This is a genomic window from Gottfriedia luciferensis, assembly GCF_001712755.1.
GTDB classification, from domain to species: Bacteria; Bacillota; Bacilli; order Bacillales; family Bacillaceae_G; genus Gottfriedia; species Gottfriedia luciferensis_B.
In genome coordinates this window covers 58,172-84,634 of sequence record NZ_MDKC01000034.1, presented here as the reverse complement: position 1 = coordinate 84,634, position 26,463 = coordinate 58,172, and the positions used below count along the sequence as shown (strand labels likewise).

The 26,463-nt window shown below is 33.5% G+C and carries 30 protein-coding genes; 21 read left to right on the top strand and 9 right to left on the bottom strand.

The genetic code is table 11. From position 1 onward, the window contains the following. Positions 1-104 precede the first annotated feature (104 nt). Positions 105-458: a hypothetical protein gene (locus tag BED47_RS18435; protein WP_069034869.1), complete on the top strand. Its 354-nt coding sequence runs from the start codon at positions 105-107 to the stop codon at positions 456-458. 190 nt (positions 459-648) lie between these two features. On the opposite strand, the gene BED47_RS18430 is transcribed toward BED47_RS18435, so the two are convergent. After that, a complete protein-coding gene (locus BED47_RS18430; protein ID WP_069034868.1) occupies positions 649-1,635 on the bottom strand; it encodes a Gfo/Idh/MocA family protein in 987 nt (328 codons plus the stop codon). A 99-nt stretch (positions 1,636-1,734) separates the two neighbouring features. Here BED47_RS18430 and BED47_RS18425 point away from each other — a divergent pair, with 99 nt between their 5' ends. Beyond that, positions 1,735-2,319 carry a TIGR00730 family Rossman fold protein gene (locus BED47_RS18425; protein WP_069034867.1) on the top strand — a complete coding sequence of 195 codons (585 nt, stop codon included), beginning with the start codon at positions 1,735-1,737 and terminating at the stop codon, positions 2,317-2,319. Between the two features lie 461 nt (positions 2,320-2,780). Here the strand turns inward: BED47_RS18425 and BED47_RS18420 are convergent, their stop codons facing one another. Beyond that, positions 2,781-3,023 carry a transporter suffix domain-containing protein gene (locus BED47_RS18420; protein WP_025671225.1) on the bottom strand — a complete coding sequence of 81 codons (243 nt, stop codon included), beginning with the start codon at positions 3,021-3,023 and terminating at the stop codon, positions 2,781-2,783. Positions 3,024-3,132: 109 nt separating this feature from the next. On the opposite strand from BED47_RS18420, the gene BED47_RS18415 reads away from it, so the two are divergent. Both BED47_RS18415 and BED47_RS18410 read left to right on the top strand, forming a co-directional pair. Further along, a complete protein-coding gene (locus BED47_RS18415) occupies positions 3,133-4,056 on the top strand; it encodes an ABC transporter ATP-binding protein (protein WP_069034866.1) in 924 nt (307 codons plus the stop codon). Continuing rightward, positions 4,049-5,014: an ABC transporter permease gene (locus BED47_RS18410; RefSeq protein WP_069034865.1), complete on the top strand. Its 966-nt coding sequence runs from the start codon at positions 4,049-4,051 to the stop codon at positions 5,012-5,014. The genes BED47_RS18415 and BED47_RS18410 overlap by 8 nt, the downstream gene beginning before the upstream one ends. Before the next feature lie 38 nt (positions 5,015-5,052). Here the strand turns inward: BED47_RS18410 and BED47_RS18405 are convergent, their stop codons facing one another. Beyond that, positions 5,053-5,295, bottom strand: coding sequence for a hypothetical protein (locus BED47_RS18405; protein ID WP_069034864.1), 243 nt, complete (start codon positions 5,293-5,295; stop codon positions 5,053-5,055). Positions 5,296-5,454: 159 nt separating this feature from the next. Then, a complete protein-coding gene (locus tag BED47_RS18400; protein ID WP_069034863.1) occupies positions 5,455-6,048 on the bottom strand; it encodes a TetR/AcrR family transcriptional regulator in 594 nt (197 codons plus the stop codon). Positions 6,049-6,208: 160 nt separating this feature from the next. Between BED47_RS18400 and BED47_RS18395 the strand changes: the two genes are divergently transcribed. From BED47_RS18395 to BED47_RS18365, 7 genes are all read left to right on the top strand, one after another. Next, complete coding sequence (locus BED47_RS18395) at positions 6,209-7,093, top strand: ABC transporter ATP-binding protein (protein WP_069034862.1); 885 nt, start codon at positions 6,209-6,211, stop codon at positions 7,091-7,093. A 6-nt stretch (positions 7,094-7,099) separates the two neighbouring features. Further along, positions 7,100-7,897, top strand: coding sequence for an ABC transporter permease subunit (locus BED47_RS18390; protein ID WP_069034861.1), 798 nt, complete (start codon positions 7,100-7,102; stop codon positions 7,895-7,897). 23 nt (positions 7,898-7,920) lie between these two features. After that, positions 7,921-8,715, top strand: coding sequence for an ABC transporter permease subunit (locus tag BED47_RS18385; RefSeq protein WP_069034860.1), 795 nt, complete (start codon positions 7,921-7,923; stop codon positions 8,713-8,715). A 173-nt stretch (positions 8,716-8,888) separates the two neighbouring features. Continuing rightward, positions 8,889-10,163, top strand: a complete 1,275-nt coding sequence (gene kynU / locus BED47_RS18380) for a kynureninase (RefSeq protein ID WP_069034859.1) — start codon at positions 8,889-8,891, stop codon at positions 10,161-10,163. A 13-nt stretch (positions 10,164-10,176) separates the two neighbouring features. Continuing rightward, positions 10,177-10,800, top strand: a complete 624-nt coding sequence (gene kynB / locus BED47_RS18375; protein WP_069034858.1) for an arylformamidase — start codon at positions 10,177-10,179, stop codon at positions 10,798-10,800. Positions 10,801-10,813: 13 nt separating this feature from the next. Next, positions 10,814-11,512: a tryptophan 2,3-dioxygenase family protein gene (locus BED47_RS18370; RefSeq protein ID WP_025672328.1), complete on the top strand. Its 699-nt coding sequence runs from the start codon at positions 10,814-10,816 to the stop codon at positions 11,510-11,512. Between the two features lie 125 nt (positions 11,513-11,637). Continuing rightward, positions 11,638-12,522, top strand: coding sequence for a cation diffusion facilitator family transporter (locus BED47_RS18365; RefSeq protein ID WP_069034996.1), 885 nt, complete (start codon positions 11,638-11,640; stop codon positions 12,520-12,522). 59 nt (positions 12,523-12,581) lie between these two features. Here BED47_RS18365 and BED47_RS18360 read toward each other — a convergent pair whose 3' ends face one another. The 4 genes from BED47_RS18360 to BED47_RS18345 form a co-directional block, all read right to left on the bottom strand. Beyond that, positions 12,582-13,541, bottom strand: coding sequence for an ABC transporter permease (locus tag BED47_RS18360; RefSeq protein WP_286141630.1), 960 nt, complete (start codon positions 13,539-13,541; stop codon positions 12,582-12,584). 25 nt (positions 13,542-13,566) lie between these two features. Further along, a complete protein-coding gene (locus BED47_RS18355; protein ID WP_069034857.1) occupies positions 13,567-14,484 on the bottom strand; it encodes an ABC transporter ATP-binding protein in 918 nt (305 codons plus the stop codon). Further along, positions 14,477-15,295 (bottom strand): GDSL-type esterase/lipase family protein, encoded by an 819-nt coding sequence (locus tag BED47_RS18350; protein ID WP_069034856.1) that lies wholly within the window; start codon positions 15,293-15,295, stop codon positions 14,477-14,479. Before BED47_RS18350 ends, BED47_RS18355 begins: the two co-directional genes overlap by 8 nt. Positions 15,296-15,410: 115 nt before the next feature. Continuing rightward, entirely contained in the window at positions 15,411-16,214 is an 804-nt protein-coding gene (locus BED47_RS18345; RefSeq protein WP_069034855.1) for a formate/nitrite transporter family protein, read from the bottom strand. A gap of 265 nt (positions 16,215-16,479) precedes the next feature. Here BED47_RS18345 and BED47_RS18340 point away from each other — a divergent pair, with 265 nt between their 5' ends. After that, the gene (locus tag BED47_RS18340) at positions 16,480-16,743 is read left to right on the top strand and encodes a DUF2573 family protein (protein WP_069034854.1); all 264 of its coding nucleotides are present in this window, start codon (positions 16,480-16,482) and stop codon (positions 16,741-16,743) included. Positions 16,744-16,931: 188 nt separating this feature from the next. Continuing rightward, the gene (locus BED47_RS18335) at positions 16,932-17,849 is read left to right on the top strand and encodes a proline dehydrogenase family protein (protein WP_069034853.1); all 918 of its coding nucleotides are present in this window, start codon (positions 16,932-16,934) and stop codon (positions 17,847-17,849) included. 173 nt (positions 17,850-18,022) lie between these two features. On the opposite strand, the gene BED47_RS23480 is transcribed toward BED47_RS18335, so the two are convergent. Next, positions 18,023-18,163: a YuzL family protein gene (locus BED47_RS23480; RefSeq protein WP_091023494.1), complete on the bottom strand. Its 141-nt coding sequence runs from the start codon at positions 18,161-18,163 to the stop codon at positions 18,023-18,025. A gap of 249 nt (positions 18,164-18,412) precedes the next feature. Between BED47_RS23480 and BED47_RS18330 the strand changes: the two genes are divergently transcribed. From BED47_RS18330 to BED47_RS18295, 8 genes are all read left to right on the top strand, one after another. Beyond that, entirely contained in the window at positions 18,413-20,794 is a 2,382-nt protein-coding gene (locus BED47_RS18330) for a 3-hydroxyacyl-CoA dehydrogenase/enoyl-CoA hydratase family protein (protein ID WP_175403527.1), read from the top strand. Between the two features lie 21 nt (positions 20,795-20,815). Next, entirely contained in the window at positions 20,816-21,991 is a 1,176-nt protein-coding gene (locus BED47_RS18325; protein ID WP_069034851.1) for an acetyl-CoA C-acetyltransferase, read from the top strand. 70 nt (positions 21,992-22,061) lie between these two features. Continuing rightward, positions 22,062-23,846: an acyl-CoA dehydrogenase family protein gene (locus BED47_RS18320; RefSeq protein WP_069034850.1), complete on the top strand. Its 1,785-nt coding sequence runs from the start codon at positions 22,062-22,064 to the stop codon at positions 23,844-23,846. 323 nt (positions 23,847-24,169) lie between these two features. Next, entirely contained in the window at positions 24,170-24,526 is a 357-nt protein-coding gene (locus BED47_RS18315; protein WP_069034849.1) for an arsenate reductase family protein, read from the top strand. 45 nt (positions 24,527-24,571) lie between these two features. Then, on the top strand, positions 24,572-24,955 hold the full coding sequence (gene gcvH, locus BED47_RS18310) for a glycine cleavage system protein GcvH (RefSeq protein WP_069034848.1): 384 nt from the start codon (positions 24,572-24,574) through the stop codon (positions 24,953-24,955). Positions 24,956-25,169: 214 nt separating this feature from the next. After that, the gene (locus tag BED47_RS18305; RefSeq protein ID WP_091023583.1) at positions 25,170-25,520 is read left to right on the top strand and encodes a toprim domain-containing protein; all 351 of its coding nucleotides are present in this window, start codon (positions 25,170-25,172) and stop codon (positions 25,518-25,520) included. Positions 25,521-25,535: 15 nt separating this feature from the next. Then, positions 25,536-25,859, top strand: coding sequence for a thioredoxin family protein (locus BED47_RS18300; protein WP_069034846.1), 324 nt, complete (start codon positions 25,536-25,538; stop codon positions 25,857-25,859). A gap of 202 nt (positions 25,860-26,061) precedes the next feature. Further along, positions 26,062-26,424: a hypothetical protein gene (locus BED47_RS18295; protein WP_069034845.1), complete on the top strand. Its 363-nt coding sequence runs from the start codon at positions 26,062-26,064 to the stop codon at positions 26,422-26,424. Positions 26,425-26,463 lie beyond the last annotated feature (39 nt).

The window sequence follows — 26,463 nt, the reverse complement described above, 5'->3', positions numbered from 1 at the left end:
CCATCAATTTAAAAAATAAATTAGTTAAATGTCTTAGTACTGGCTCATGCCATTATTAGAATTAATAAGCTATAGGGATATGATTCTATTTAGGTGGTGAGTGCATGATATTTGATGAACTTTATAGCCGATATCCTGGACCGGGTTATGCTCAACCAGGCCAAGGCCAAGGACAGGGACATGGCCCAGGTCAAGGGCACGGTCAAATGCCAGGACACGGTCAAATGCCAGGACACGGTCAAGTGCCAGGACATGGACCTGGATATGGCCAAGTGCCAGGACATGGACCTGGATATGGGCACGGACCTGGATATGGACCGGGACATGGGCACGGACCTGGATATGGGCCGGGACATGGGTTTCCTGGACCAGGAGGTTATTGGCATGGAGGATATTATATCCTGAATGGTAGAAGATGGTACTTTGTGCCAGGGGTTGGATGGGTTGTTGTATATTAAAAAATCATAAAGCTGATTAATCTTTTTAATCAGCTTCTACATAAATAATCTATACCTCAAATGGGTTATTTCGCCTATTTTATTGATAACCAAGGTTTACTTTTTGGACTTTTAAGAAGAAAACACTATTGCTTAATAAGCAATAAGAAAAAATACCAGTATCCAACTGATTGGATAACTGGTATTTTTATTAATTTCTTTCAACTCCAAAAACAATTCCGCCTTGCTTTCTCGCAGATTCGGTTACTGTTAATACTAGCTTGCTAAGCTCTTTTAATTTTTCATATTCTGTTTGATTGGATTCTTTTATTATGCTAGTAATATTTTGGATTTCATACAGCATATCATTTGATACTTGGCTAACTTCTAATGACTCTCGTTGCTTAGATTTATGGTTAATTAAAGTGATTTTTGAAATTGGAGATGGTTTATCAAGAACTAAAGTTCCAATTTCACCTGTAATTTCACTTTCAATATATGATTGAGAGACTTTAGAGCATTGGATGCTACAAGTAAAGTTTTCATAATTTAATACTAATGTTCCACTACCATCTATACCGGTACGCAATTTAACAGGTGTGTAATTTACTGAGGTTGGTTTTCCAAATAAACCAATCACTACATAAATTGGATAAACTCCTAAATCGACTAATGCCCCACCAGAAAATTCGGGAGAGAAAACATTTGGATTTTCGCCTCTAAGAAATGCATCATATTTAGAAGAGTATTGTAAATAATGCAGATTAGCACTTCTAATTTGGCCGATTTTTTCTAGACCTTCTTTTAAAGATGTAAAATTTGGTGAGTGGAAGTTACGAATTGCTTCAAATAAATAAACTCCATTTTCTTCTGCAACTTTAAAGGCATGATCTAATTCATTAATTGTTGAGAAAATTGGTTTTTCACAAATAACATGTTTTTTATTCTTTAATAATAAGATGCTTTGTTCATAGTGCAAAGAGTTCGGTGAAGCTATGTATACTACGTCAATATCAGGGCTTGTTGCTAATTCTTCGATATTTGTAAAAAACTTAGGAGCGTTGTGCTTTGTAGCAAATGCTCTTGCAGTTTCTTCATTTCTAGAATAGATCGCAGTTAAATTAAGCAATTTACTATCCTTTGAAGCTTCGATAAAACTTTCTGTAATCCAGCTTGTTCCAATGGTACCTAAATTCATTTTTTCAACTCCTAAAAAAATTGGTTAACTTTATCTTTACAATCCTAATCGAAAGATATGTTAAAATAAAGTAAAATACATCGAAGGAAGTGACATTTTATGAAGAAAATTTGTGTTTATGCTGGTTCAAATCTTGGGAATAGAGAGTCATTTAGTCTTCAAGCAAAAAAGCTAGGTTCATTATTTGCTAGTAATAATATAGATTTAATATATGGTGGATCAAGATTAGGGATTATGGCAGAAATCGCAAATGAAGTATTAAAACAAGGTGGAAATGTCATTGGCATTATGCCTGGTGGATTATTTCGTGGAGAGGTTGCCCATAAAGGACTAACGCAATTCATTGAGACTGAATCAATGCATGAGCGTAAAGCTTTAATGAACGAGATGTCCGATGGGTTTATTGCACTGCCGGGCGGAATTGGAACTTTCGATGAATTATTTGAAATTATTTGTTGGGCACAAATTGGAATCCACAATAAGCCAATTGGTTTATTAAATGTTGATAACTTCTTTAGTCCTGTGTTAGATTTGCTTAAACATGCTGTAAAAGAAGGATTTATGAACGAAAATACTCTATCATTATTTGTTGTTGCAGAAAATGCAGACGACCTACTAAAACTAATGCAAAACTATGAGCCACCTGTTATGGAAAATAAATGGAAGCAATTAGAAGGCAAATAAGTTTTTCAGACTGTTGACAAACGCTCGCTTTCTTCGTTGCTTCGCCTGTCTGCGGTGCTCATTACCGTTTAAGGTAACTCCACTCCTCACCAGGCTTCGCGCCTCGAAAGACAAGCGCTTGCAATCAGTCTGAAACAATGTTTGTGTACCCACAATGTTTGTGGGTTTTTTGCGTTTTATGATGAGATTTAATCAAATTCTTACAGATTTAAAGGATTACTAGGTCAACGAAGTGTTCACAACTTTATCAACAATGTTCAATACAAATCAGTCCTTTTCAGTCTGAATTCACTAGTTATCAACACACAAAATCCAACTGAAATTGAATCCAATGACTTTATGACTACTTTATAAACATTGTTCACAACTTTATCAACATATTTGACATTATGTTGCATTCTATCCACAACCTACATTTTGCATAAAAAAAAGGGCTCCTTATGAGAGCATCCCTTTATACATCAATTTTCTTGCTTTCTTCTATTTTTAAACCATTTTGCCGGGCTCAATTTTTTACGATAGTTCGTCATAACATCTTTACCTACAAATACTCCACCAATCCAAAACATTCCTTCTCCAAGAATAACTAATAGAGCAATCAGACCAGCTTTAAAGCTCCCAGAAACAGGTAAAAAGGGTAAAGCAAAGATTAATAAATATGGGATAAATGAGCCAAATACTAAGTAATATGGTATTCTTTTCATAAAGTTCTCCTTTCAATTCCTTCCATGAGAATAGCATTAATTATTCAGAAAAGGAAGGGGAAAACTTTATGGTTAATAAGAGATTATTGCACATATAGGAGGCCTCAAGATGAATCGAGATATTGTTCTTGAGCTAAAAAGCGTAAATAAGACGATAAGTAATCAAAGGATTATTAAAGATATAAGTTTTGAATTATACAAAGGTGAAGTTTTAGGTTTACTTGGGCCAAATGGTTCTGGAAAAACTACGACAATGCGAATGATTGTTGGGCTTATGAGTATCACGAGTGGTGAAATCTATATTCAAGGCAATTCGATTAAGGAAAACTTTAAAGAATCGATCAAACAGATCGGAGCAATGATTGAAACTCCTGCATTTTATCCATTTTATAGTGGGTATAAAAATCTAATGTATTTTGCTCGAATGTTAGATGGTGTTTCAAAGGATAGAGTTCTTGAGGTTATTGATTTACTTGGACTTTCGAATGCCATACATAAAAAGTTTTCAACCTATTCCTTAGGGATGAAGCAAAGATTAGGAATTGCTCAAGCGTTATTACATAATCCTTCAATATTAATTTTAGATGAGCCAACTAATGGACTGGATCCTGCTGGAGTAAGGGAAATCCGTGATTATTTAAAAAGGATTGCTGAGGTCGAACAAACAGCAATCCTACTTTCTAGTCATCTATTATCTGAAATAGAATTGATTTGTGATCGCTCAATTATTATTCAAAATGGTCAATTCGTTGAATCAATTGATCTGAATGATAAAAGTGGTGAGAACTTATTCATTGAAATAGTCGTTAAAAGCACGAAAGCTTTTGAAAGTAGTTTTACAAATAGAGATAACAAGTACAAATTTGACATTATTAATGATCGCGCAATTATTTTTGAAATTGATGAAGAAGAGATTCCTTCACTAATGAAAGATTTGGTACTGGCAGGAATAGAGATTTATTATGTAACTCGTAAAAAAGAAAGGTTAGAAGATTTGTTCATTCAATTGACAGGAGGAAATGTCATTGAGTAATTTCATACGATTAATTGAGAACGAATTACGTAAAATATTCGTCCAAAAATCTTTTGTCATAACGTTAATTTTACTATTTATCCCGATTATTGTTCTAGGAAGATGGGATTATGTAGAAAAGGAAAGCGGAGCAGCAAAGGCTGAAAACTGGAGAACAGAACTAAAAGTAGAAAATAAAAAGATAGAAGAAGTACTAGCAGGGCAAAACTCTTCAGACTTACCAGCATTTGCTAAAGAACAAAAAGAGACATATGAGATTAATAAGTATCGACTTGCGCATAATATTTCACCAATTCAACAACACACTGTGTTGGACTTTATGAAAAAAGGTGCGATCGTAACGAACTTTATTGGAATCCTTCTTATTTATTTTGCAAGTAATATGATGTCAAAAGAGCATCAATGGAAAACGATTAATTTCTTGCTCGTTAAACCATCAACAAGACGAATGATCTATTATGCAAAATTTTTGAGTTTGGTAATCTTATATTTCATTTTTTCTTTTGCAATCATCATCTACTCATTTATTATAGGTAGTGCATTAAATGGCTTAAATTTTAGTGCTCAACCGGTATTACAATATGTAAATAACCATGTAGTAGAGCAAGGTATTTTACCAAGTTTATTAAACGATTATTTAATAAATTTACTACCATACTTGTTCTTTGTTGCCGTTGCTTACTTCTTATCAACTGTTTTAAGGACAAGCAGTATTTCTTTATTAATAAGCATAATCCTACTAGCAACTTCCGATGGGATAGGAACATTATTAAGAGAGAAAAGCTGGTCTAAGTTCTTACCATTTATGCACACTGATTTAACGGTTTACACAAAGGGGATTAATATAGAAAACGGTATGAGAATTGAATTTTCTATAGCAGTACTGGTCATTTATATTTTGTTATTTCTTGTTACTGCTGGAGAGCTCTTTAAGAAGAGAGACGTAGCTGGGCAATAGAAAAAGGATAAGGTGCATGCCTTATCCTTTTTCTATTCTTATCTTTCCTTCACCATTGAACCGTATGGAATGGTGTTAGTATTAGATGTTTTATAAATCGAGCAGACGTTGACTTGTGCAGATTTGTTATACTCCCATTTTAGACATGCGTTTTGGTTGTATTCTACAGATGAATCTGTTGTGGAAAAAATAACAGCTAGACTAAAAATAGTAAATCCACCAATTAGGCCACGTTTAATTTCATCGCAATTTTCTTTAAGCCATAGAATAGTTTTGCGCATATACTCCTCCAAGAGTTTAAAATATAGATAAGTAATTCATTGTATGAACAAAGAGTGTAAGATAATACAAATCTATGGATAAGTTTACCTAGAAGAATATTCCAAATAGAAAAGCATCTTTGCCTAAGCAAAGATGCCTTTTTTTATAACTATTCTATTTTAGTCCTCTTGCTTTAGTAATCCATATAAGAATATATTCATAATTTCATCTACTACTTCTTTTTGTTGGATATATTGTGAGGTTGTTTGGTCCATATTTAAAAAAGCCTGGCTCAAGACTTGGATATAGATTAATAATGTTTTGTTTTGAACCTCATTTCGAACTAAACCTAGTGAACGTCCTTCATCGATTAGGGAAATCAGCAATTTGAATGATTTGTTCATTGTAAAATCTAAAACTAATTCTTGAAGTTCAGGGTCTTTTTTCATTAATGCTGTAAACATCTCAAGATTAATGATATCAAGACCGTTTTTCTTACGAATAAATAATTCCTTAATTTTTTCATTAAAAGGAATATCACTTGAAAGCATTTGTTTTGTTTCTTCGTATTGATGATCCATTAATCGAATAATTGTAGCTTTCAGTAGGGCTTCTTTACTACCGTAATAATTGTAAATTGATACTTGTGATACATTCGCTAACTTTGCAATATCTGCTATTTTTATATCATTTAATGGTAATGACAATAATTTAGTTGTACTTTTTTCAATGCTCTCCATTTTCTGCAGAGTTCGTTTTTTATAACCGTCCAAATATCGATACCTCCGTCATTATCTATACAATAGTATATCATGTTTTGAAATATTTTATTAAAATTATTTCAAAACATATTCTCTTTTTTAGAATTGAGGTATATACTAGTTTTGTAATAATCATAACGAAATATTTCAAAACAAAGCGGGAGGTTCATTTATGTACGCGATTGAAATTAATAATTTAACGAAGACCTATGGCAATTCAAGGGGAATCACAGATATAAGCTTCAATATAGAAGAGGGAGAAATATTCGGATTCATTGGTCCAAATGGTGCGGGTAAATCAACTACAATTCGAACTTTACTTTCGTTAATTTATCCTACGAGTGGTAATGCTAAAATATTTGGAAAGGACTGTATACAGTTTGCTCCAGAAATTAAAAAAGATATCGGGTATTTGCCATCTGAAGTTTTTTACTATGACAATATGAAAGTAATGGATTTATTAAAATACTCAGCTAGTTTTTATAAAAAAGATTGCACGAAACGAATAAAAGAATTAGCTGAAGTAATGGACCTCGATTTAACGAAGAAAATTGATGATTTATCTTTAGGTAATAAAAAGAAGGTAGGGATTGTCCAAGGATTACTTCATGAACCGAAGTTAATCATATTGGATGAACCGACAAGTGGTCTTGACCCTTTAATGCAACAAAGATTTTTTGACTTATTAGAGGAGGAAAACAAAAAAGGAGCAACGATTTTATTTTCATCTCACATTTTAAGTGAAGTTCAGCGTTTATGTGATCGAGTTGCAATTATTAAAGAAGGTAAGATTGTGACAGTAGAAAAAATAAGTACATTACAAGAAAATAATTACAAACGATTTAAAGTAGATATTCAAAATAGACTGGATCCAAATTACTTCAATATGCCGGGGGTAAACAATATTGAAATCAAAGGGAAAACGATTAGCTTTATTTTTAAAGGCAATATAAATAAAGTTTTAAAGAAAATAGCAGAAATCGAAATTGAAAATTTGTGGATTGAAGAGCCTGACCTCGAGGAAATTTTCTTACATTATTATGAAAAGGAGGCCTAATAAGCAATGAATATTTTTTTACATGAATTAAAAGCTTATCGGAAATCCACCTTTATTTGGACAGCTTCTTTAATGGCAATCGTCGTTTTTTTCTTATCTTTATTTCCAGCAATTGCAAAGGACTATGTAGAATTCTCAAAAGTGTTAGAAGGTTATCCTGAAGGGGTAAGAAAAGCACTTGGACTTGAAATTGAGAGTTTTGGAAATGTTTTAGGATTTTATTCCTATGTATTTATTTATATTTCTCTTTGTGGAGCGATTCAGGCCATGATTCTAGGTACTTCAATTATTTCAAAGGAAGTACGTGAAAAAACAGCTGATTTTCTTCTAACAAAACCAGTAACTAGAACAAAAGTTATGACTTCAAAGATATTTGCCGGTATGGTTTCTTTAGCGATTACAAATATATTTTATTTAGTCGCAACTATGATGATGGCTCAGCACGTAAAAACAGCGAATTATAGTAGTAAGTCAATTATATTACTCTCTGTATCGTTGTTTATTACACAATTACTATTTTTTGGAATCGGTATTTTAATATCAGTTGTATTTCCAAAGATCAAAGCGGTACTATCAATTTCTCTTGCGATTGTTTTTGGTTTTTTCGTAATTGGTATGGTAGTAGCTACAGACGAAAGCAATGTCAAACGTTTTCTATCACCTTTTAAATATTTTGAACCGAGATATATCATTGCTCATTCGAAATTTGAATCACAATTTTTGATTATGTCAATTGGGATAATCATCGTTTCAATCTTTGCAAGCTATATGATTTATAAGAAAAGAGATATTCACGCGGTATAACTTAAAGGAAAGGGAGGGTGGAAATGAATCTATTTTTAAGAGAAATGAAGACATATCGAAAATCGATTATTTTTTGGTGTATCGGAATTGTTTTTTTAGTAGGTAGCGGAATGGCGAAATATAAAGCTACAGCTTCCAATGGCCAAATAACTGACCTTTTTAATCAAATGCCGAAATCCCTTCAAGCGATCATGGGCTCAGGAGCACTAGATTTATCAAAGGCAAGCGGATATTTTGGCATCTTAGTTTTATATTTATATTTAATGGCAACGATTCACGCGGCAATGCTAGGCGCTAATATAATTGCTAAAGAAGAGCGAGATAAAACAGCTGAGTTTTTATTTGTAAAACCTATTTCTAGAATTAAGATCATAACTTCTAAATTAATGAGTGCTCTAGTAAACATCCTTATTTTTAACGGTATTACGTGGATATCAAGTGTACTAATAGTAGGAAAGTATAGTAAAGGTGAGAATGTAAATGGCGATATAGCAGTGGTAATGGTCGGGATGTTTATTTTACAGCTATTATTTTTAGTAATAGGTTCGGCTATAGCTGCAGTTTGTAAAAATTCCAAAAAGGCTGCCTCTTATGCAACTGGGATTCTATTAATCACATTTATATTATCAATCGCAATTGATTTAAATGAGCAGATTGAAGGCTTGAAATATTTTACACCGTTTAAGTATTTTGAAGCGAAAGATATTATGTATGGTGGAGGATTTGACGGTATTTATACAACTATTTCGATCGGATTAATTATTATATTAACGATTGTCACGTTTGTTTCGTTTAAGAAACGGGACCTACATTTGTAGGGAAAAGCAATTAAATAGAAGAAGAAATTGTGTCAAAATCTAAGATAGGGATATTTTGGATTAATTGACACTTTTTTTATTAAATATTATATTCAGAAAATATTGACATATATTATTAATCGCAATACCTTTAATATAGTAGGTTATTTCTTGCAAGGGGGTAAAACAGGGGGATGTTTCAACCAACAAAAGAATTTGCAGAATTTCTAGATCAAAAAGATTCATTATCAAATTATCGAGATGAGTTTTACTTACAACCAGGTACTATCTATTTAGATGGAAATTCGCTAGGACTTCTTTCAAAAAGAGCAGAACAAAGTTTACTAGATTTATTAGATTCATGGAAGACACTTGCAATCGATGGATGGATGCAGGGCGATCATCCATGGTATTATTTTGCAGAAAAATTGGGAGCATTAAGTGCACCGTTAGTCGGGGCAAAAGAGAATGAAGTGATCGTAACTGGTTCGACTACTTCAAATCTTCATCAATTAATTGCATCTTTTTATCACCCAAATGGTCAAAAAACGAAAATATTAGCGGATGAATTAAACTTTCCGTCAGATATTTATGCTATTCAAAGTCAATTGAAATTAAAGGGCTTTGATCCAGCAACTCACTTAATTCAAGTTAAAAGCCGTGATGGTCGAACAATTAGAGAAGAAGATATTATCGAAGCAATGACTGATGAAATTGCATTAATTATTCTTCCTACTGTGTTATATCGAAGCGGTCAATTATTAGATATAGAAAGATTAACAAAAGCTGCACATGAGCGTGGAATAATAATTGGTTTTGATGGATGTCATTCTGTTGGCGCAATTCCTCATCAGTTCCATGAATGGGATGTGGATTTTGCTTATTGGTGTAATTATAAATATTTAAATAGTGGACCTGGTGGAGTAGGAAGCCTATTCGTTCACGAAAAGCATTTAGGGACAATGCCTGGATTAGCTGGTTGGTTCGGTTCAAATAAAGAAAAGCAGTTCGATATGAAGCATGAATTTGTTCCGTCTGATACAGTTGGTGCTTATCAAATCGGTACTCCGCATATTTTAAGCATGGCACCGCTTGTTGGCTCACTTGAAATGTATAAAGAAGCTACAATTGAGAGAATTCGCGAAAAGTCTTTACACAGTACAGCTTATTTAATGAGTTTAATCAATGAAGAATTAAGTGGCTTAGGTTTTACAATTGGTAATCCACACGAGGATTCAAATAGAGGTGGACATGTTTGTCTTGAACATGATGACGCTGCAAGGATTTGTAAAGCATTAAAGTTAAATGGGATTGTTCCAGACTTTAGAGCACCTAACGTAATCAGATTAGCACCAATCGCATTTTATACTTCTTATGTAGATGTTTGGAATAGTGTACAAATCTTAAAAAAAATCATGGTTGAGAAACAATTTGAACAGTTTAAGAATGAAAGAGAAATCATCGCTTAGGAGGGTATGCCAAATGACATTAATTGATATATCAAGAAGACTGGAAAATGGTATGCCTGTATGGCCAGGTGATACAAATTTTTCATTTCAATTGAGCTGGACAAAAGAGGAAAGTGGCTCCGTTAATGTTGGGAAGCTAACTTTAAGTACTCACACAGGAACGCATATTGATGCGCCATTTCATTTTGATGAAAATGGTAAGAGAGTCATAGATTTAGATCCTAATTTATATGTAGGAATTGCAAAAGTAATCGAACTGATTGAAGTAGATTGCATTAAAAAGTCGGATTTAGAAGCTTTTCGATTCGATGGTGTAGAACGTTTATTAATTAAAACAAATTCATGGAAAAATGATAGCGTTTTCCCAGAGAGAATTCCACACATTGAAAAGGATGCAGCAGAGTTTTTACATGAAAAAGGCGTTAAATTAGTTGGAGTAGATGTACCTTCAGTAGACCCACTTGATAGTAAGGAGCTTGAAGCACATCATGCTCTTCATCATGCCGGTATTCATATTCTCGAATCGATTGATTTAAGAAATGTAACTCCAGGTGAGTATGAGCTTATTGCATTACCACTACCATTATCAGATGCAGATGGTAGTCCAGTACGAGCAGTTTTACGTAAATTAGTTTAGGGGGAAAAGGGAAATGACACAAGAGCAAAAAAAACTGACAGATTACGAGAAGTATATTCGAACAGAAGAATTATTAAGTTTACAAAAACCTGACGAAGAATTATTTTGTCCAGATGAATTAACGTTTCAAACGGTTCATCAAATTGCTGAGTTACATTTTAAATTAATCATCCAATCTATTCATTTTGCAGATAAACATATGCGTGCAAAAGAGGTTACAAAAGCAACACATCATTTACAACGCATTAATAATCACCTAGTACATTTACCAGCAGTTTTTGATATGGTAAAACTAGTAAGTCCAAGTGACTATCATATTATTCGTTTAGCTTTAGGAAGAGGTAGCGGTCAAGATTCTCCAGGATTTAATGAAATCTTAAAATTAGGTCCAACACTTTGGCAGCCTTTTAAAGATTTATTAGATGAAAATTTACTTACACCGGTTCAATTACATCAAGATGCAGCTAAAAACTTTGAGTTATTCCAATTAATGCAAGAATTAACTTGCTTTGATGAAAGATTCCAATCATTCCGCAGACAACATATTCAACTTGTTCGACGCATGATTGGTATGAATACGAAGAGCTTAAAAGGAGTACCAGCAGAAGCTTTAGAACGTGCTGTAAGATTTGAATTTTATCCTGAATTATGGCAAACAGTTTGTGACTTAACAGATTTAACTGGATCAAGCTATAATCCAAAGCCACTTTAATGAAAGAGGTATGATAAGAAAAAACAGATTTGATTATTCAAATCTGTTTTTTTTACTTAAAATGGAAAAATTGCATTATGGGTATGATAAGGCCATATGATTTTTTATTAGAGCGGGGTGAATTCATGGATAAAAATCTTCAAAAGCAATTAGACATTGCTGCTTTTTTAAGTGTTATTTCCTACTTAGTTCTTGCGAGTGTAAAAGTACTTGTTAGTTTTTATACAAATTCTAGTGCTCTTTTAGCTGATGGACTTAACAATGTGACTGATATTGGTGCGACTTTGGCTGTATTGATCGGAATAAGAATCGCAAGAAAACCGAGAGATTTAGATCATCCTTATGGACATTCAAGAGCAGAGCAAATAGCTACTTTAATTGCGTCTTTTATTATGATGTCGGTTGGTTTACAGGTTATTATTGAAAATATTCGATCACTTTTCGTTGGAGAATATGAGACACCGAATAGACTAGCAGCTGTAGTGGCATTTGCTTCTGGAATTTTTATGTTTGGCATTTATTTTTATAATAATAAAGTTGCCAAGAGAACAAAGAGTAAAGGGCTTGAGGCTTCAGCAAAAGATAATTTTTCCGATGCATTAGTTAGCTTCGGAACGACGATTGGTGTCCTAGGTGCTTCGATTGGTTTTCCTATTATCGATCCAATTGCGGCCATATTAGTAGGTGTGATTATTTGCAAAACAGCCTGGGAGATTTTTTATGATGCAACTCTCCTATTAACGGATGGATTCGATCCAGAAGAAATGAATCTTTTTACTGAAACAGTTGATAAAGTGCCAGGTGTACATAAAGTTGTAGATTTAAGAGCAAGAATGTACGGGAATACAACAATTGCAGATGTAATCATTGAAGTAGACGGCGGAATAGATGTGAGTAAAAGTCACGGCATCACAGACCAAATCGAAATGATTTTAAGCCAACAACATGGTATTCAATATACTCACATTCATGTTGAGCCATTAAGGTCAGGGAGAGGAGGAAAGGATTAAGGTGGATAAAAAAGGAAAGGGGGTTGAAAAGAATCTAAACTTTTCAATCCCCGTTCTATTTAATTCATATCTTGCTTAATAAATACGATGAAAGAGATTAATAATGCTGAAATTCCCCATATTGATAAATTCATAAGAGAGAAGTGCATGTTTAATCCCTCAATGGAAGGGAGTTGACCGGCTAAGTAGTCAGTTAGTCCAAGGTTTACACTAAAGAAGTATTTTGCTCCTGACCATGATGTAGCTAGTCCGCTTAGAACGCTTCCTGTTATTAATGCGGCTAGCATAATGCCCATTGCAGCGGGTGTAGTTCGAACTAATACGGATACCATAAATGAAAGAGTTCCAATTATTATACAAACAAACCAAGCAAGTCCAAAGGCCATTATGATGTATTGCCATTGGGGAATCAGTTGAACCGAATCAGTTAGTAATTGGTTATTTTTAATAACAAATCCTGTTAACACAGGTACTGTCCAGCCTTTAAAGCTGAAAACAAATCCTGAAACGACATATGCCAATACGCCGTATAGAACGAGAAGAAAAGAGATTAATAAACAAATGGATATGTATTTACTAAGTAAGACCTTCCATCTTTTGATGGGACGGGTTAGTAGTATTTTTATCGTACCGTCGCTTCGCTCACCAGATATAATATCGATTGTGATGACCATGACCAATAAAGGTAGAAGAAGCCACCCAATACTTTGTTCAATTAATTTTCGTATAAATGTAGGTGCTCCAGGTGTTGTAGGATTTATGTCGTTATCTAAATAATATTGCTCTTGATCAATTTGAACCTTTAACCAACTTTTCCATTCTTCAGGTATTCCTGATGAGTTTAATCTATTTTGTTGGTCGACTATTTTTTGCTGAAGTGCTACTTTCCAATTATCAGTACCAAGTCTTTTAATCGTTTCTTCAGTTTGCTGCAGTTGAGCATAAACAAAAATAGGGATTAGCACTGCTAAAATGAAAAAGATAACAAGTATTCTTCTTTTCCTTACCATTTTTTCAATTTCGTTAAAGACGAGTCTTATTAGTTCAGCCACGAACTTCGCCTCCAGTCATTTCCATGAATAAATCTTCCAATGTTTCAGACATTGTTTTAACGCCATTTACATGCACATCTGCTGCTACGAATTGTTGAATGACCTCATTTATTTTGAGCGGCGACATTCTGCACAGTATAAGCTCATCCTTTACCAAGATATCTTGAATCGTAGAATCCTTTTTCAATAAATCTAGCCCTTTTTGTATTGGAGAAACTCGCCATTCAACTCTCTCAGCAGCTTCTTTTACTAATTCTTTTACTGTTGAAACTCTAACCATTTTCCCTTTATTTATAATTCCTACGCGATCACAAATCATTTCGATTTCACTTAATAAATGGCTTGAAATAAAAACACTTATATTTTGCTCTTTTACAAGCATATGAATAAATTCACGTAATTCACGAATACCGGCTGGATCTAGTCCATTAGTAGGTTCATCTAAAATAAGAAGCTTAGGGCCTCCAAGTAACGCTTGGGCAATTCCTAATCTTTGCTTCATTCCGAGCGAATACGTCTTTACTTTTTCATGAATTCGATCGGTTAATTTTACTAAATTTACGACTTCACTTATTTTCTTATCATCTCTAATGCCTAACATTCTCGCAAATTGATTAAGATTTTCCCATCCAGTTAAATAACCGTATAATTCTGGATTCTCTACAATACATCCAATTTGTCGCATTGCTTCTTTGAAATGAGTCTTAACTGGATAACCAGCGATTTCAATTGTTCCTTTTGTTGGTTTGATTAATCCGACTAACATTCGAATAGTTGTTGTTTTTCCAGCTCCATTTGGACCAAGAAAGCCAAATACTTCACCTTCATTAACTTCAAATGAAACGTTATCGACTAGTATTTTTCCTTTAATGCTCTTTGTAACACCTTCTAATTTAAGAACTTTATTCATTTGACTCACCTCGAAGCTGACTTCCTATTTTACTAGTTAAACGATTTGCCATTTCAATATAACCGTCTTTGTTCGGATGAAAATGGTCAGTGTACAAATATTTCTTTTCTTCGTTAAAAAATAAATCGAATGTTGGAATGACGTATGCATTATTCGTTTGAAGTACCGATAATTCAAGTAGATTGTTCCATCTAGATACAAAGCTTGACGATGCATCTAAACCTTGAACATTATGAAATGGGTTATAATAACCAAACGCATAAATAGATGCTGTAGGATTTTTTTGACGTATTAGTTTAAAGATTGATTGTAGATTATTTTTAAACGTTTTTTCATCTGGTCGATATGTCTTTAAAAATTCTTCGTTTAATTGATTAGCGCCAGGAAATAAATCATTACTTCCTATGGAAAGTACGATTATGTCCGCAGAGCCAATCGTTTCTTGTATATTTTTTTTCTTTAAATCGTTAAGTAAATTTGATGTTTTTGCGCCACTAACAGCTAAATTCGTGATCGTTGTTGGTTGTTTATACTCTTTTTGTAGAATGGTTTTTAATCTTCCTACATAACCTGTTCCTTCATCATCCCCGACACCACGCGTAAGTGAATCTCCTAATGCAACAATCTTCAGTTTATTGTTTTTGTGAACAATGTCATTTTGATTATTTTTCTGTGTATTATTATTCACGATAAGTTTGCTTTTTTGAGGATTTAAAACTGAATAAGCACCTTTTACGAAGCCATATGATAATAAAAGAAAACAAAGCAATGAAATGAACATGATAAACCGAACAAAATGATTGTATTTCATATTTCACACCACCATAAAAGGAAAAATTTTCATTATAAAATCATTATTACCATAATAAAATTAGATTTGCACGAAAAAACCTGTCTTCAAAAAAAAGAAGACAGGTCGATTAGTTTTATGAAGCACGTTTAAATTCTTTTACTTCTAATTTTTGTTCATTATTCAAGAAGTAATATGCCATTCCGACACCAACTGATCCACCAATTATATTTCCAAGTGTAACTGGAATTAAATTATGCAATACATCACCAAATGTAAAGGCTACATTATGAGGCATAATATAGGATAATGTAAAGACAGCTATATTTGCGATACTGTGTTCATAACCAGAGAAGAAGAAAGCAAATACTAATAAAAAGATCAGTAACATTTTTGCTAAATCATCTTTAAATCTAGTCGGTAAGAAACAAGCAAGACAGACAAGCCAATTACATAAAATACCTTTAAAAAATAAGTGGAAAAATGATGCGTGAATTTTATGGTCAACTACACCTGTTAAAAAATGATCGGCGGGAAAATCTTTTGCCAAACCTGTTAAAAAATAAATAATCGCAAAAATAAATGCTCCAATAATATTACCTGAATAACATGTAATCCAATTTTTTACTAAATCTAGTTTTGAAGTTTTTTTAGCTAATGTTGAGAAGGTAAAATACATCGTATTACTAGTAAATAATTCTCCACCACCATAAATAATCATAATTAATGCTGTAGAGAAAACGAGTGGATAAGCTACAGATGAAAATGGTGAATTTTGCAATCTAAATAATTCAGCTAATTTTAAACAGACAATGAGAATAAAGCTTATATAAATAGATGCTAAGGCAGCACGAGTTAAATATTTAAATAAGCTTTGATCTAGTATTTTCTTTTTTTTAAGAGCTAAATCAATACAATATTGGATACTATCTCGTTCCAAATGGTTTCACTCCCTATGCGCTCTTTGATTAACACATTCATAGTATACAAAGAAAATATGACGATAAGTTTGTGAAGTTATGAACAAATTATGAAATTGAACAAGTTAGATACTATTTATTATTTTTACTTTACATTTTTAAATAATCACCTTAAAACTGGTTGAAGATATAATATAATTTCATAGTAAACAGGTTTAGGTAAAAAAAGGAAAGATTCAAATTAGAATGTTGAAAATTAATAATTATATGGAGAGGTGATTTCGTTTGGAAAATGAATTTGAAGCAAAATTTGATGCGTTACTAAAAAAATATACGGAATTGTTATTAGGAGATTGGTCTGAGGAAAAACAAGCAAAAGTGGAAAAGTGGGTTATGTATACATACATATCAAAATCAATGCCCGCATTAGTAAAACATTGGAACGAAACATATCCTCAAGCAAAAGATGAGGTTGTTAATTTAATTAAAGAGATTAAAACGTTAAATGACCAGCATAGAGAAGCTATGGCTAACAAAAATAAGCAATAATATTTATCCATAATTTTCAAAGATGACGGCACATATAAATTATGATAATATAATATTAAGTAAGGGCATACATTTTTCAATAAACAAAATTCGACAAATTATTAAATAATTGTTTTAACAAATTTCAATAGATGATACATTAGTAATATATAGAGAGAAAAGTAAAGTTTAATTTTGGGGGTAGAGTAATGGAACAAGTTATGAAGAATGCTTTTTTATTTATGTCTAAAAATAAGTTTTTGACTAAAATGGCTAAAAAATATGGCCTAAGATTTGGTGCAGGACGTTTTGTTGCAGGCGAAACAATCGATTTAGCTACAAAAGTTATTCAGGACTTAAATAAAAAGAATTTAAAAGTAACAATTGATTATCTTGGGGAATTCGTTGACACAGTTGAAGAAGCAAATGAAATGGCTGATCACTGTATCGAAGCGATTGAAGCGATTGGAAAAGAAAAATTAAATTCACAATGTTCTCTAAAAATGACTTCTATGGGTCTTGATATTTCTGACGAGTTAGTTTTATCAAACATGCGTCGTATTTTAGAGGCAGCTAAAAAGAATGGTGTATTCGTTACAATTGATATGGAAGATTTCACTCGTTGTGAAAAAACAATTCGTATCTTTAAGCAATTAAGATCTGAGTACGATAATATCGGAACAGTTATCCAAGCTTATTTATACAGAACTGAAAACGATATTACAGATTTAAACAGTTTAAAACCAAATTTACGTTTAGTAAAAGGTGCTTATAAAGAGCCTGCTGAAGTAGCATTCCCAGAGAAAAAAGATGTGGATGAAAACTTCAAAAAAATCATTAAAATGCACTTATTAAACGGCAACTTTACTGCAATCGCTTCACATGATGAAGCAATGATTGAGTATACAAAACAATTAGTAAAAGAACATAATATTCCAAACGATCAATTTGAGTTCCAAATGTTATACGGAATTCGTACAGAGCGTCAATTAGAGCTTGTTAAAGAAGGCTATAATATGCGAGTTTATGTTCCTTATGGTACTGACTGGTACGGATACTTCATGCGTCGTCTTGCAGAACGTCCTGCAAACGTTGCGTTCGTATTAAAAGGTATGTTTAGTAAATAATTTTAAAATTAAAGGCTAACTAAAAAGGATTGAGTGAGGATCCTTTTTAGTCAGCCTTTTTCTCTTTATACAGGATTTTTTGTGATAAGTAGTTATTAGTAAAACAACATTATTCTTATAATTGCTTTAGACACGAGGTCCTAGTTTTAATATTAAACTTGAGTGAAAAAAGCTTACTGACCCATATTTTTTTTACCGTACTGCTGATTGTTACTTTGTCTACCTTTTTCTTCTTTTTGATCTCCATGACTTGCATTACCTTGAACACTTGCTGCACTAACTCCACCCTTTGATGGATTTCTTTCACGTTTCATATCTTATCACCTCCATTTCTTAGACTAACCTATTTAAATAAACTTATTAGTAAAAAATGGATTGTGATAAAAAAAGCAGAGGGAGGATTTTACATCATAAATAAAATTTTATTAATTTGAACTTTTTGTTTATTGCGAAAAATAAGAATTTATCATATAGTGGAAGAAGAGGGCTCATTGATAATGGATTGTTTTATCCAGAAAGTGAATGAGTATTCATTCAAGATATGAGGAGGAGAAATGCATATGATCCAAAAAATTAAAAAAGCCGCTGTACTCGGCTCTGGTGTGATGGGATCTGGTATCGCTGCACACTTGGCAAACATAGGTATTCCAACATTACTACTTGATATTGTCCCAAGAGAACTATCTAAGGAAGATACTGCAAAAGGTCTTTCTACAGACTCCAAAGAATTTCGTAATCGATTTAGTCAAACGGCTATTCAGAAATTATTGAAACAAAAGCCAGCTCCTCTTGCATCTAAGAAAAACTTAACGTTAATTCAAGCAGGTAACTTTGAAGATGACATGAGTCGTTTAAGCGAAGTTGACTGGATTATTGAAGTAGTTGTTGAAAATTTAGCAATTAAAAAACAAGTATTAGCTAGTGTTGATGCATACCGCAAACCAGGCTCAATCGTGAGCTCAAATACATCAGGTATTTCAATTGAAGCAATGTCTGAAGATTGTTCAGATGACTTCAAGAAATATTTCTTAGGCACTCACTTTTTTAACCCACCACGTTATTTAAAATTATTAGAAGTTATTCCTACTAAACATACATCTGAAGAAGTACTTACATTTATGAAAAGTTTTGGAGAAGACGTTTTAGGTAAAGGCGTTGTATTAGCAAAAGATACTCCAAACTTTATTGGAAACCGTATCGGAACTTACGGATTACTTGTAACTGTACAAGAAATGCTAAAAGGCGGATACAGTGTTGGAGAAGTTGATTCAATTACTGGTCCAATGATTGGGCGTCCTTCTAGTGCTACATTCCGTACATTGGACGTAGTTGGACTAGATACATTTATCCATGTTGCAAACAATGTTTATGAGCTAGTAGAAGGCGAAGAGAAAGAAGTATTTAAAGTTCCAGAATTTATGAAGGAAATGGCTAATCGTAATTGGCTTGGAAGTAAGTCTGGGCAAGGATTTTTCTTAAAGCAAGGTAGGGAAATCTTAGAATTAGATCCAAGCACATTTGAATATGGAGAAAGAAAAAGCTTGAAAACAGCTTCAACTGAAAGCATCAAGCAAATTAAAGGTTTAGCGAATAAGTTGAAAGCGCTTGTATACGCTGATGATCGTGCTGGTAATTTCTTATGGAGCATTATTAGCCCGGTATTAGTCTATTCAGCTGAATTGTCTGGTGAAATTTCTGATAACATCGTCGGAATTGATCAAGCAATGAAGTGGGGATTTGGCTGGGATTTAGGACCATTTGAAATCTGGGATGCAATTGGTGTGTCTAAATCAGTCGTACGAATGGAAAGCGAAGGCTTAACTGTACCGAACTGGGTTAAGAATATGATCGATAGTGGTAACGAAACATTTTATAAAAACGACAATGGAGTGACTAGCTTCTATCATAATGGCCAATTTGAAGAGCTAGTAAGAAATGATAAAGAAGTTAAATTAAGTGTTTTAAAAGAACAAGGTCGAATTATTAAACAAAATTCAGGTGCGAGTTTAATTGACCTTGGAGATGGAGTTGCATGTTTAGAATTCCATACAAAGAGCAATGCAATTGGCATGGATATTACGCAAATGGTTAACTTCGCAGTTGATGAAGTTTCAAAAAATTATAAAGGCTTAGTTATTGGTAATCAAGCTAAGAACTTCTGCGTCGGTGCTAATTTAGCAATGATTTTAATGGAGGCGCAAGATGACAACTATTTTGAAATTGAAATGGTTGTTAAAGGATTCCAACAAGCAATGATGAAAATTAAGTACTCAGATAAACCGGTAGTTGTAGCTCCTTACGGTATGACACTGGGCGGCGGTGCTGAAATTTGTTTACCAGCTGCTAGCGTAGTTGCATCTTCTGAAACTTATATGGGCTTAGTTGAAGTTGGCGTAGGCTTAATCCCAGGTGGGGGCGGTAGTAAAGAGCTTTATATTAAACAATTAAAACAGTTCCCAGAAGGTGTTGAGTTTGACTTGCAAAGTCTTGCAAATCGAGTATTTGAAACTGTTGCAATGGCAAAAGTATCGACTTCTGCTCAAGAAGCATTTGAAAATGGATTCTTAAATCATGATGATCGCAAAGTATTTAATGCAGATCACTTAATTTATGAAGCAAAACAACGAGTACTTGAGTTATATGAAGCAGGTTATAGCGCGCCAATTCGTGAGAAAGTACCAGTAGTTGGTGAGTCTGGTTATGCAACATTATTAGCTGGTGCAAACTCAATGTACTATTCTGGCTATATTAGTGAACATGATTTAACAATTGCTAAGAAACTAGCGTATGTCATTGCAGGTGGAAAAGTACCATTCGGAACATTAGTAGACGAAGAGTATTTATTAAATATTGAACGTGAAGCATTTTTAAGTTTAATTTCAGAAATGAAATCTCAAGCTCGTATGCAACACATGCTTGTAAAAGGAAAACCGTTACGTAATTAATCGAAAGATGGAGGGAAGAACATGAGAGAAGCTGTTATTGTAGCGGGTGCGAGAACACCTGTAGGTAAAGCGAAAAAAGGATCACTTGCAACTGTACGTCCAGATGATTTAGGGGCATTAGTTGTAAAAGAAACATTAAAACGTGCGGGAAATTACGATGGTCCAATCGATGATATCATTTTTGGTTGCTCATCGCCGGAAGCCGAGCAAGGATTTAATATGGCGCGTAATATTGGAGCACTAGCTGGATTACCGCATTCAGTTCCAGGAATTACAGTGAACCGTTATTGTTCTTCAGGTCTACAAAGTATTGCTTATGCAAGTGAACGAATTATGCTAGGTCATTCTGAAGCTATAATTGCAGGGGGAGCAGAATCAATGAGTTTACTTCCAATGGGAGGGCATGTTGCTCGTTTAAATAGTAGATTAGTAGAAAATGCACCAGAGTATTATATGGGTATGGGGCATACTGCTGAGCAAGTTGCCAATCGCTACGGTATTTCAAGAGAAGATCAAGATGCTTTTGCGGTACGTAGTCATCAGCGCGCAGCAGCGGCTATTAAAGAAGGGCGTTTTGTAGACGAAATCGTTCCAGTTGATGTAACGCTACGTTCGGTTAACTCAAACAATAAATTAGAAGAGAAGAATTTTACTTTCTCTCAAGATGAGGGTGTTCGTGAAGGAACCTCTTCTGAAGTATTAGCTAAATTAAGACCAGCATTTAATGTGAGAGGTTCTGTAACTGCTGGAAACTCTTCACAAACAAGTGATGGGGCAGCAGCAGTATTAGTAATGGATCGTGAAAAAGCAGAAGCTGAAGGACTAAGTCCGTTATTAAAATTCCGTTCTTTTGCAGTAGCCGGAGTAGCTCCTGAAGTGATGGGAATTGGACCAGTTGAAGCAATTCCAAAAGCTCTTAAATTAGCAGGATTAAGTTTATCTGACATTGGAATTTTTGAATTAAATGAAGCCTTCGCTTCTCAATCAATTCAAATTATTCGTCACTTAGGTCTTGATGAAGACCGAGTAAATGTAAATGGTGGAGCGATAGCATTAGGGCATCCACTTGGCTGTACTGGCACTAAATTAACTTTATCTCTATTACATGAGATGAAGCGACGTGGAGAGCAGTTTGGTATCGTAACGATGTGTGTTGGTGGCGGAATGGGTGCTGCCGGAGTATTTGAATTAGTTTAATAGATGTACGGAAATAGATTGTTAGTATCATGTCTTCAAACTAGTAAATAGAAAATAGGAGGAATTATTGATGGAAAAAACAATCGGTAACTTACTTAAAGGCGGAAGCTTTTTAACAACAGAAGTGACTTTTGATAAAGTTTTTACACCAGAGGATTTTACGGATGAGCATAAATTAATTGCAAAAACAACTGAAGATTTTGTAATTAATGAAGTTTTACCTGAATTAGAATATTTAGAGCAACACGAATTTGATCGCACTGTAAGATTATTAAAACAAGCTGGTGAGCTAGGATTATTAGCTGCAGATGTTCCAGAAGAGTATGGTGGAATCGCATTAGATAAAATTAGCTCAGCATTAATTACAGAAAAAATTGCACGTGGTGGTGGATTCTCACTTTCTCAAGGAGCGCACGTAGGGATCGGTACACTTCCGATCGTATTATTTGGAAATCATGATCAAAAGCAACGTTATTTACCTGGATTAGCATCAGGTGAGAAATTTGCAGCTTATGCATTAACTGAGCCAGGTTCAGGATCAGATGCATTAGGAGCAAAAACTGTCGCTAAATTAAATGCTGAAGGAACTCACTACATTTTAAACGGTGAAAAACAATGGATTACAAACTCTGCTTTTGCAGATGTATTTGTTGTCTATGCAAAAATTGATGGAGAGCACTTCTCAGCATTTATCGTTGAGAGAGATTATGAAGGTGTTTCGACTGGTCCAGAAGAAAAGAAAATGGGAATTAAATCATCTTCAACTCGTACATTGATTTTAGAAGATGTGAAAGTTCCTGTAGAAAACCTTTTAGGTGATATTGGAAAAGGTCATGTTATTGCATTTAATATTTTAAATATTGGTCGCTATAAATTAGCAGTAGGTACAGTTGGTGGCTCAAAACGTGCATTAGAATTATCAGCAACGTATGCTAACCAACGCCAACAATTCAAAACACCAATTGCAAAATTTAGTTTAATTCAAGAAAAATTAGCAAGTATGGCTACCAAAATTTATGCAAGTGAAAGTTCAGCATATCGTACTGTAGGACTTTTTGAGGATCGCTTCAGTCAATTAACTGAAGAGCAAGCAAAAGATCCAAAAGCAGTAGCAGCTGCTGTAGCAGAGTATGCAATTGAATGTTCACTAAATAAATTCTTCTGTTCAGAAGTATTAGACTATGTAGCTGATGAAGGTGTACAAATCCATGGCGGATATGGTTTCATGGCTGAATATGAAATTGAGCGTATTTACCGTGATTCTCGTATTAACCGAATCTTTGAAGGAACAAATGAAATTAACCGTTTAATCGTACCAAGCACTTACCTACGAAAAGCAATGAGCGGAGAACTACCATTACTTCAACAAGCACAACAAATTCAAGAAGAACTAATGATGTTAATGCCTGAGGAAGTTGGAGACGCACCTCTAGAGCAAGAAAAATATTTAGTTCGTAATGCGAAAAAAATCGCAATCATGATTGCTGGATTAGCCGTTCAAAAATTCGGTAAAGCATTAAGTAATGAGCAAGAAATCCTAGTCAATATTGCAGATATCGTAAGCAATATTTACGCGATGGAATCTACAGTTCTACGTACTGAAAAAGCGATCAATAAAGTAGGCTTAGCAAAATCAAACCAAAAATTACTTTATACTCAAGTATTCTGCCAAGAAGCATTTAATGAAATCGAAGCTCATGCGAAGGAAACACTTGTTGCTGTTGAGACTGGTGATACATTAAGAATGATGACTTCAGCACTTCGTAAGTTTACACGTCATACGCCAATTAATGTAATTGCGAAGAAGCGTGAAATTGCAGCTAATGTATTAGCTGATGAGCGTTATACTGTTTAATCTAAAAAAACTGCCGATCTGTTGATTGGCAGTTTTTTCTTAATTCATTCGATAGATAGGATATTTTTCCCATGAGTTGTGCCATACTAGTATATGTTGAATAATATTTAACTATATTGGGGCAAATCAAGGAATTACTTAGTATTTTTTAAAAAAGTAAATTTTTTGTTGAAATACACCGAAAAACACGAACGTTCTACTGGTTTAGTACTACTAATATTGCTATAATGGGTTGGACGACAAATTATTACAGAATTTTCGAACGGAACTATTTAAACTAACTTATTCCCTGTGATAAAATAGATTTTGGGAGGAGTTGCTAAATGAGTATCATTTTTTATACATATCCAAAATGTGGAACTTGTCGAAAAGCTGCTTCATGGCTTAAAGAGCATAATATTCCAGTAGAAGCAGTTGATATTACATTAAATCCACCTTCAAAGGAATTACTTGCTGATATTTTTAAAGCAAGTGGAATTTCAATAAATAAATTATTTAATACAAGTGGCGTTAAATATCGCGAGCTTGGATTGAAGGATGTTATTCCAACAAAAACAGAGGACGAGCTTTTAGAACTATTAAGTACAGATGGTAAACTAATTAAAAGACCTCTACTTTTTAATGGAGATCAAGCGACAATTGGTTTTAATGAGGAAGTATTTGAAAAGGTTTGGTTATAAAATAACTATATAATTTAAGGTAATTAATCAGAGGAGGATTTCACAATGTCAATTCCAAATGAACTACGTTATTCAGAAGAACATGAGTGGGTAAAAGTTGAAGGTAATAAATACTATATCGGTATTACTCATTTTGCTCAATCAGAGCTTGGAGATATCGTATTTGTTGAGCTACCAGAAGTAGGCGATGAACTTACTATTAATGAGCCATTCGGTAGTGTTGAATCTGTAAAAACAGTATCTGAACTATATGCTCCAATCAGTGGTAAAGTAATTGAAGTAAACTCTGATCTAGATGAAAATCCTGAATTCGTAAACGAATCTCCATACGAAAAAGCATGGATGGTAGTTGTTGAAGCAACAAATGCTTCAGAGCTTGATGAGTTAATGACTGCTGGTCAATACGAAGAAATGATTAATCAAGATTAATTATCTAATTAAGCGTCCTTTTTGGGCGCTTTTTTATTTTATGTGTATAATAAAAGTAATAAAGCTTAACTTATTTACATAAAACATAATTTAAAGGGACATTTTCATTTAGGGAAAAAAAGGAAACAAGAAAGGCAAAATCGAATATACTATATACAAAAGATTTTTAGTCAAAAGTTTTTGAGTCTTATACATTAGGTGATGCCCAGTGAATATTGAAGATCAAAGAAAAGTTATCATTGTCGAAGGTACTACTGATAAGAGGAAAATACAGACAATCATAAAGGAGCCTGTAGATATTATCTGTACGAATGGTACAGTTGGTACTTCAAAGCTAGATGAGCTTGCTGAAATGTTAGATTTAAGAGAAATTTATGTATTAGTCGATGCGGATGAGGCTGGTGAAAAACTTAGAAGATTGTTAAAAAGAGAATTTCCACAGGCAGAGCATCTGTACATTGATAGAAGTTATCGAGAAGTGGCAACAGCTCCGAGTCAACATTTAGCTAGTGTATTATTAGGAGCGGATATTTCGGTATTTACAGATTATTTACGTACAAATTAAAGAGGAATTAAGATCATGCAGCAATGGACAAAGAATGAAATAATGCAAAGAGTTCAATCAAAAGAGACTACAGTTATTTATATCTATACCGCAATGTGTGGTACATGCCAAGTAGCTTCTAAAATGCTAGAAGTTGTAAATGAGATTCTGCCAAACTTACCAATAAGTAAGGTGAATATTAATGAAATAGTGGAAGAAGCTCAAAGTTGGAAGGTTGAAAGTGTACCTTGTTTACTTATTTTTGAGAATGGGGAAATGAGACAAAAAATCTACGCTTTCCAATCGGTACCATATTTACATGAATTGTTAAAAAAATATAATTTATATATTAAACGATGAGTGCATACAGTATGTTGCACTCTTTTTATATGTCTTAAAATATTTCCTGATTTTAGACATATTTCTCGGGAAATGAGTTGAATGCTGTAGAAATAAAATTAAAATATAGATTTTTATCAAGGTAAATGTCGAGCGAAATATAAAGAATACACCTCTTATCTATGAGAAAATAAGATTAAAGAAATCGGAAGAGGTGTTTAATATGGAAATCAAGGAGTGGATAGGACAAGCAAGAAACTTATTTATAAAAAAGGAATATTTACAAATCATTTTACCAATCGAAGAAAGAGTTGTAGAGTTTAACTGTCTAAATGAAAAAGTATTTATAAAGTTAAGTAAAAAGGCTCCTTTTATCGAGGTAATTGAACGTTCGATTCCGCAACTTAGAGTTAATTTTTCAAAAGATGGATGGGAATATCTATATTCAGGTTCGCAAAGGTTAGGACTTTTATTAAAACTGAATGATGCTTCTTTTGAAGGGAATTATCGATTATTACTACTAATGGAAACGATTTTTCAATATACGAGCGTTGAAAACGAAAAAAAACTTTTAGAAAATTGTTGACAACTAGTATCTAAGTTTGTAGAATTGGACTTACGTTAA

Excerpts from the sequence above, each read along its gene's own strand:
- BED47_RS18370 (WP_025672328.1), top strand. The coding sequence starts at position 10,814 with ATGACACAAGAGCAAAAAAAACTGACAGATTACGAGAAGTATATTCGA.
- BED47_RS18295 (WP_069034845.1), top strand. The coding sequence starts at position 26,062 with ATGGAAATCAAGGAGTGGATAGGACAAGCAAGAAACTTATTTATAAAA.
- BED47_RS18415 (WP_069034866.1), top strand. The coding sequence starts at position 3,133 with ATGAATCGAGATATTGTTCTTGAGCTAAAAAGCGTAAATAAGACGATA.
- BED47_RS18395 (WP_069034862.1), top strand. The coding sequence starts at position 6,209 with ATGTACGCGATTGAAATTAATAATTTAACGAAGACCTATGGCAATTCA.
- BED47_RS18420 (WP_025671225.1), bottom strand. The coding sequence starts at position 3,023 with ATGAAAAGAATACCATATTACTTAGTATTTGGCTCATTTATCCCATAT.
- BED47_RS18390 (WP_069034861.1), top strand. The coding sequence starts at position 7,100 with ATGAATATTTTTTTACATGAATTAAAAGCTTATCGGAAATCCACCTTT.
- BED47_RS18365 (WP_069034996.1), top strand. The coding sequence starts at position 11,638 with ATGGATAAAAATCTTCAAAAGCAATTAGACATTGCTGCTTTTTTAAGT.
- BED47_RS18385 (WP_069034860.1), top strand. The coding sequence starts at position 7,921 with ATGAATCTATTTTTAAGAGAAATGAAGACATATCGAAAATCGATTATT.
- kynU (WP_069034859.1), top strand. The coding sequence starts at position 8,889 with ATGTTTCAACCAACAAAAGAATTTGCAGAATTTCTAGATCAAAAAGAT.
- BED47_RS18300 (WP_069034846.1), top strand. The coding sequence starts at position 25,536 with ATGCAGCAATGGACAAAGAATGAAATAATGCAAAGAGTTCAATCAAAA.
- BED47_RS18355 (WP_069034857.1), bottom strand. The coding sequence starts at position 14,484 with ATGAATAAAGTTCTTAAATTAGAAGGTGTTACAAAGAGCATTAAAGGA.
- BED47_RS18425 (WP_069034867.1), top strand. The coding sequence starts at position 1,735 with ATGAAGAAAATTTGTGTTTATGCTGGTTCAAATCTTGGGAATAGAGAG.
- BED47_RS23480 (WP_091023494.1), bottom strand. The coding sequence starts at position 18,163 with ATGAAACGTGAAAGAAATCCATCAAAGGGTGGAGTTAGTGCAGCAAGT.
- BED47_RS18335 (WP_069034853.1), top strand. The coding sequence starts at position 16,932 with ATGGAACAAGTTATGAAGAATGCTTTTTTATTTATGTCTAAAAATAAG.
- BED47_RS18430 (WP_069034868.1), bottom strand. The coding sequence starts at position 1,635 with ATGAATTTAGGTACCATTGGAACAAGCTGGATTACAGAAAGTTTTATC.
- BED47_RS18350 (WP_069034856.1), bottom strand. The coding sequence starts at position 15,295 with ATGAAATACAATCATTTTGTTCGGTTTATCATGTTCATTTCATTGCTT.
- BED47_RS18435 (WP_069034869.1), top strand. The coding sequence starts at position 105 with ATGATATTTGATGAACTTTATAGCCGATATCCTGGACCGGGTTATGCT.
- BED47_RS18405 (WP_069034864.1), bottom strand. The coding sequence starts at position 5,295 with ATGCGCAAAACTATTCTATGGCTTAAAGAAAATTGCGATGAAATTAAA.
- gcvH (WP_069034848.1), top strand. The coding sequence starts at position 24,572 with ATGTCAATTCCAAATGAACTACGTTATTCAGAAGAACATGAGTGGGTA.
- BED47_RS18315 (WP_069034849.1), top strand. The coding sequence starts at position 24,170 with ATGAGTATCATTTTTTATACATATCCAAAATGTGGAACTTGTCGAAAA.
- BED47_RS18325 (WP_069034851.1), top strand. The coding sequence starts at position 20,816 with ATGAGAGAAGCTGTTATTGTAGCGGGTGCGAGAACACCTGTAGGTAAA.
- kynB (WP_069034858.1), top strand. The coding sequence starts at position 10,177 with ATGACATTAATTGATATATCAAGAAGACTGGAAAATGGTATGCCTGTA.
- BED47_RS18320 (WP_069034850.1), top strand. The coding sequence starts at position 22,062 with ATGGAAAAAACAATCGGTAACTTACTTAAAGGCGGAAGCTTTTTAACA.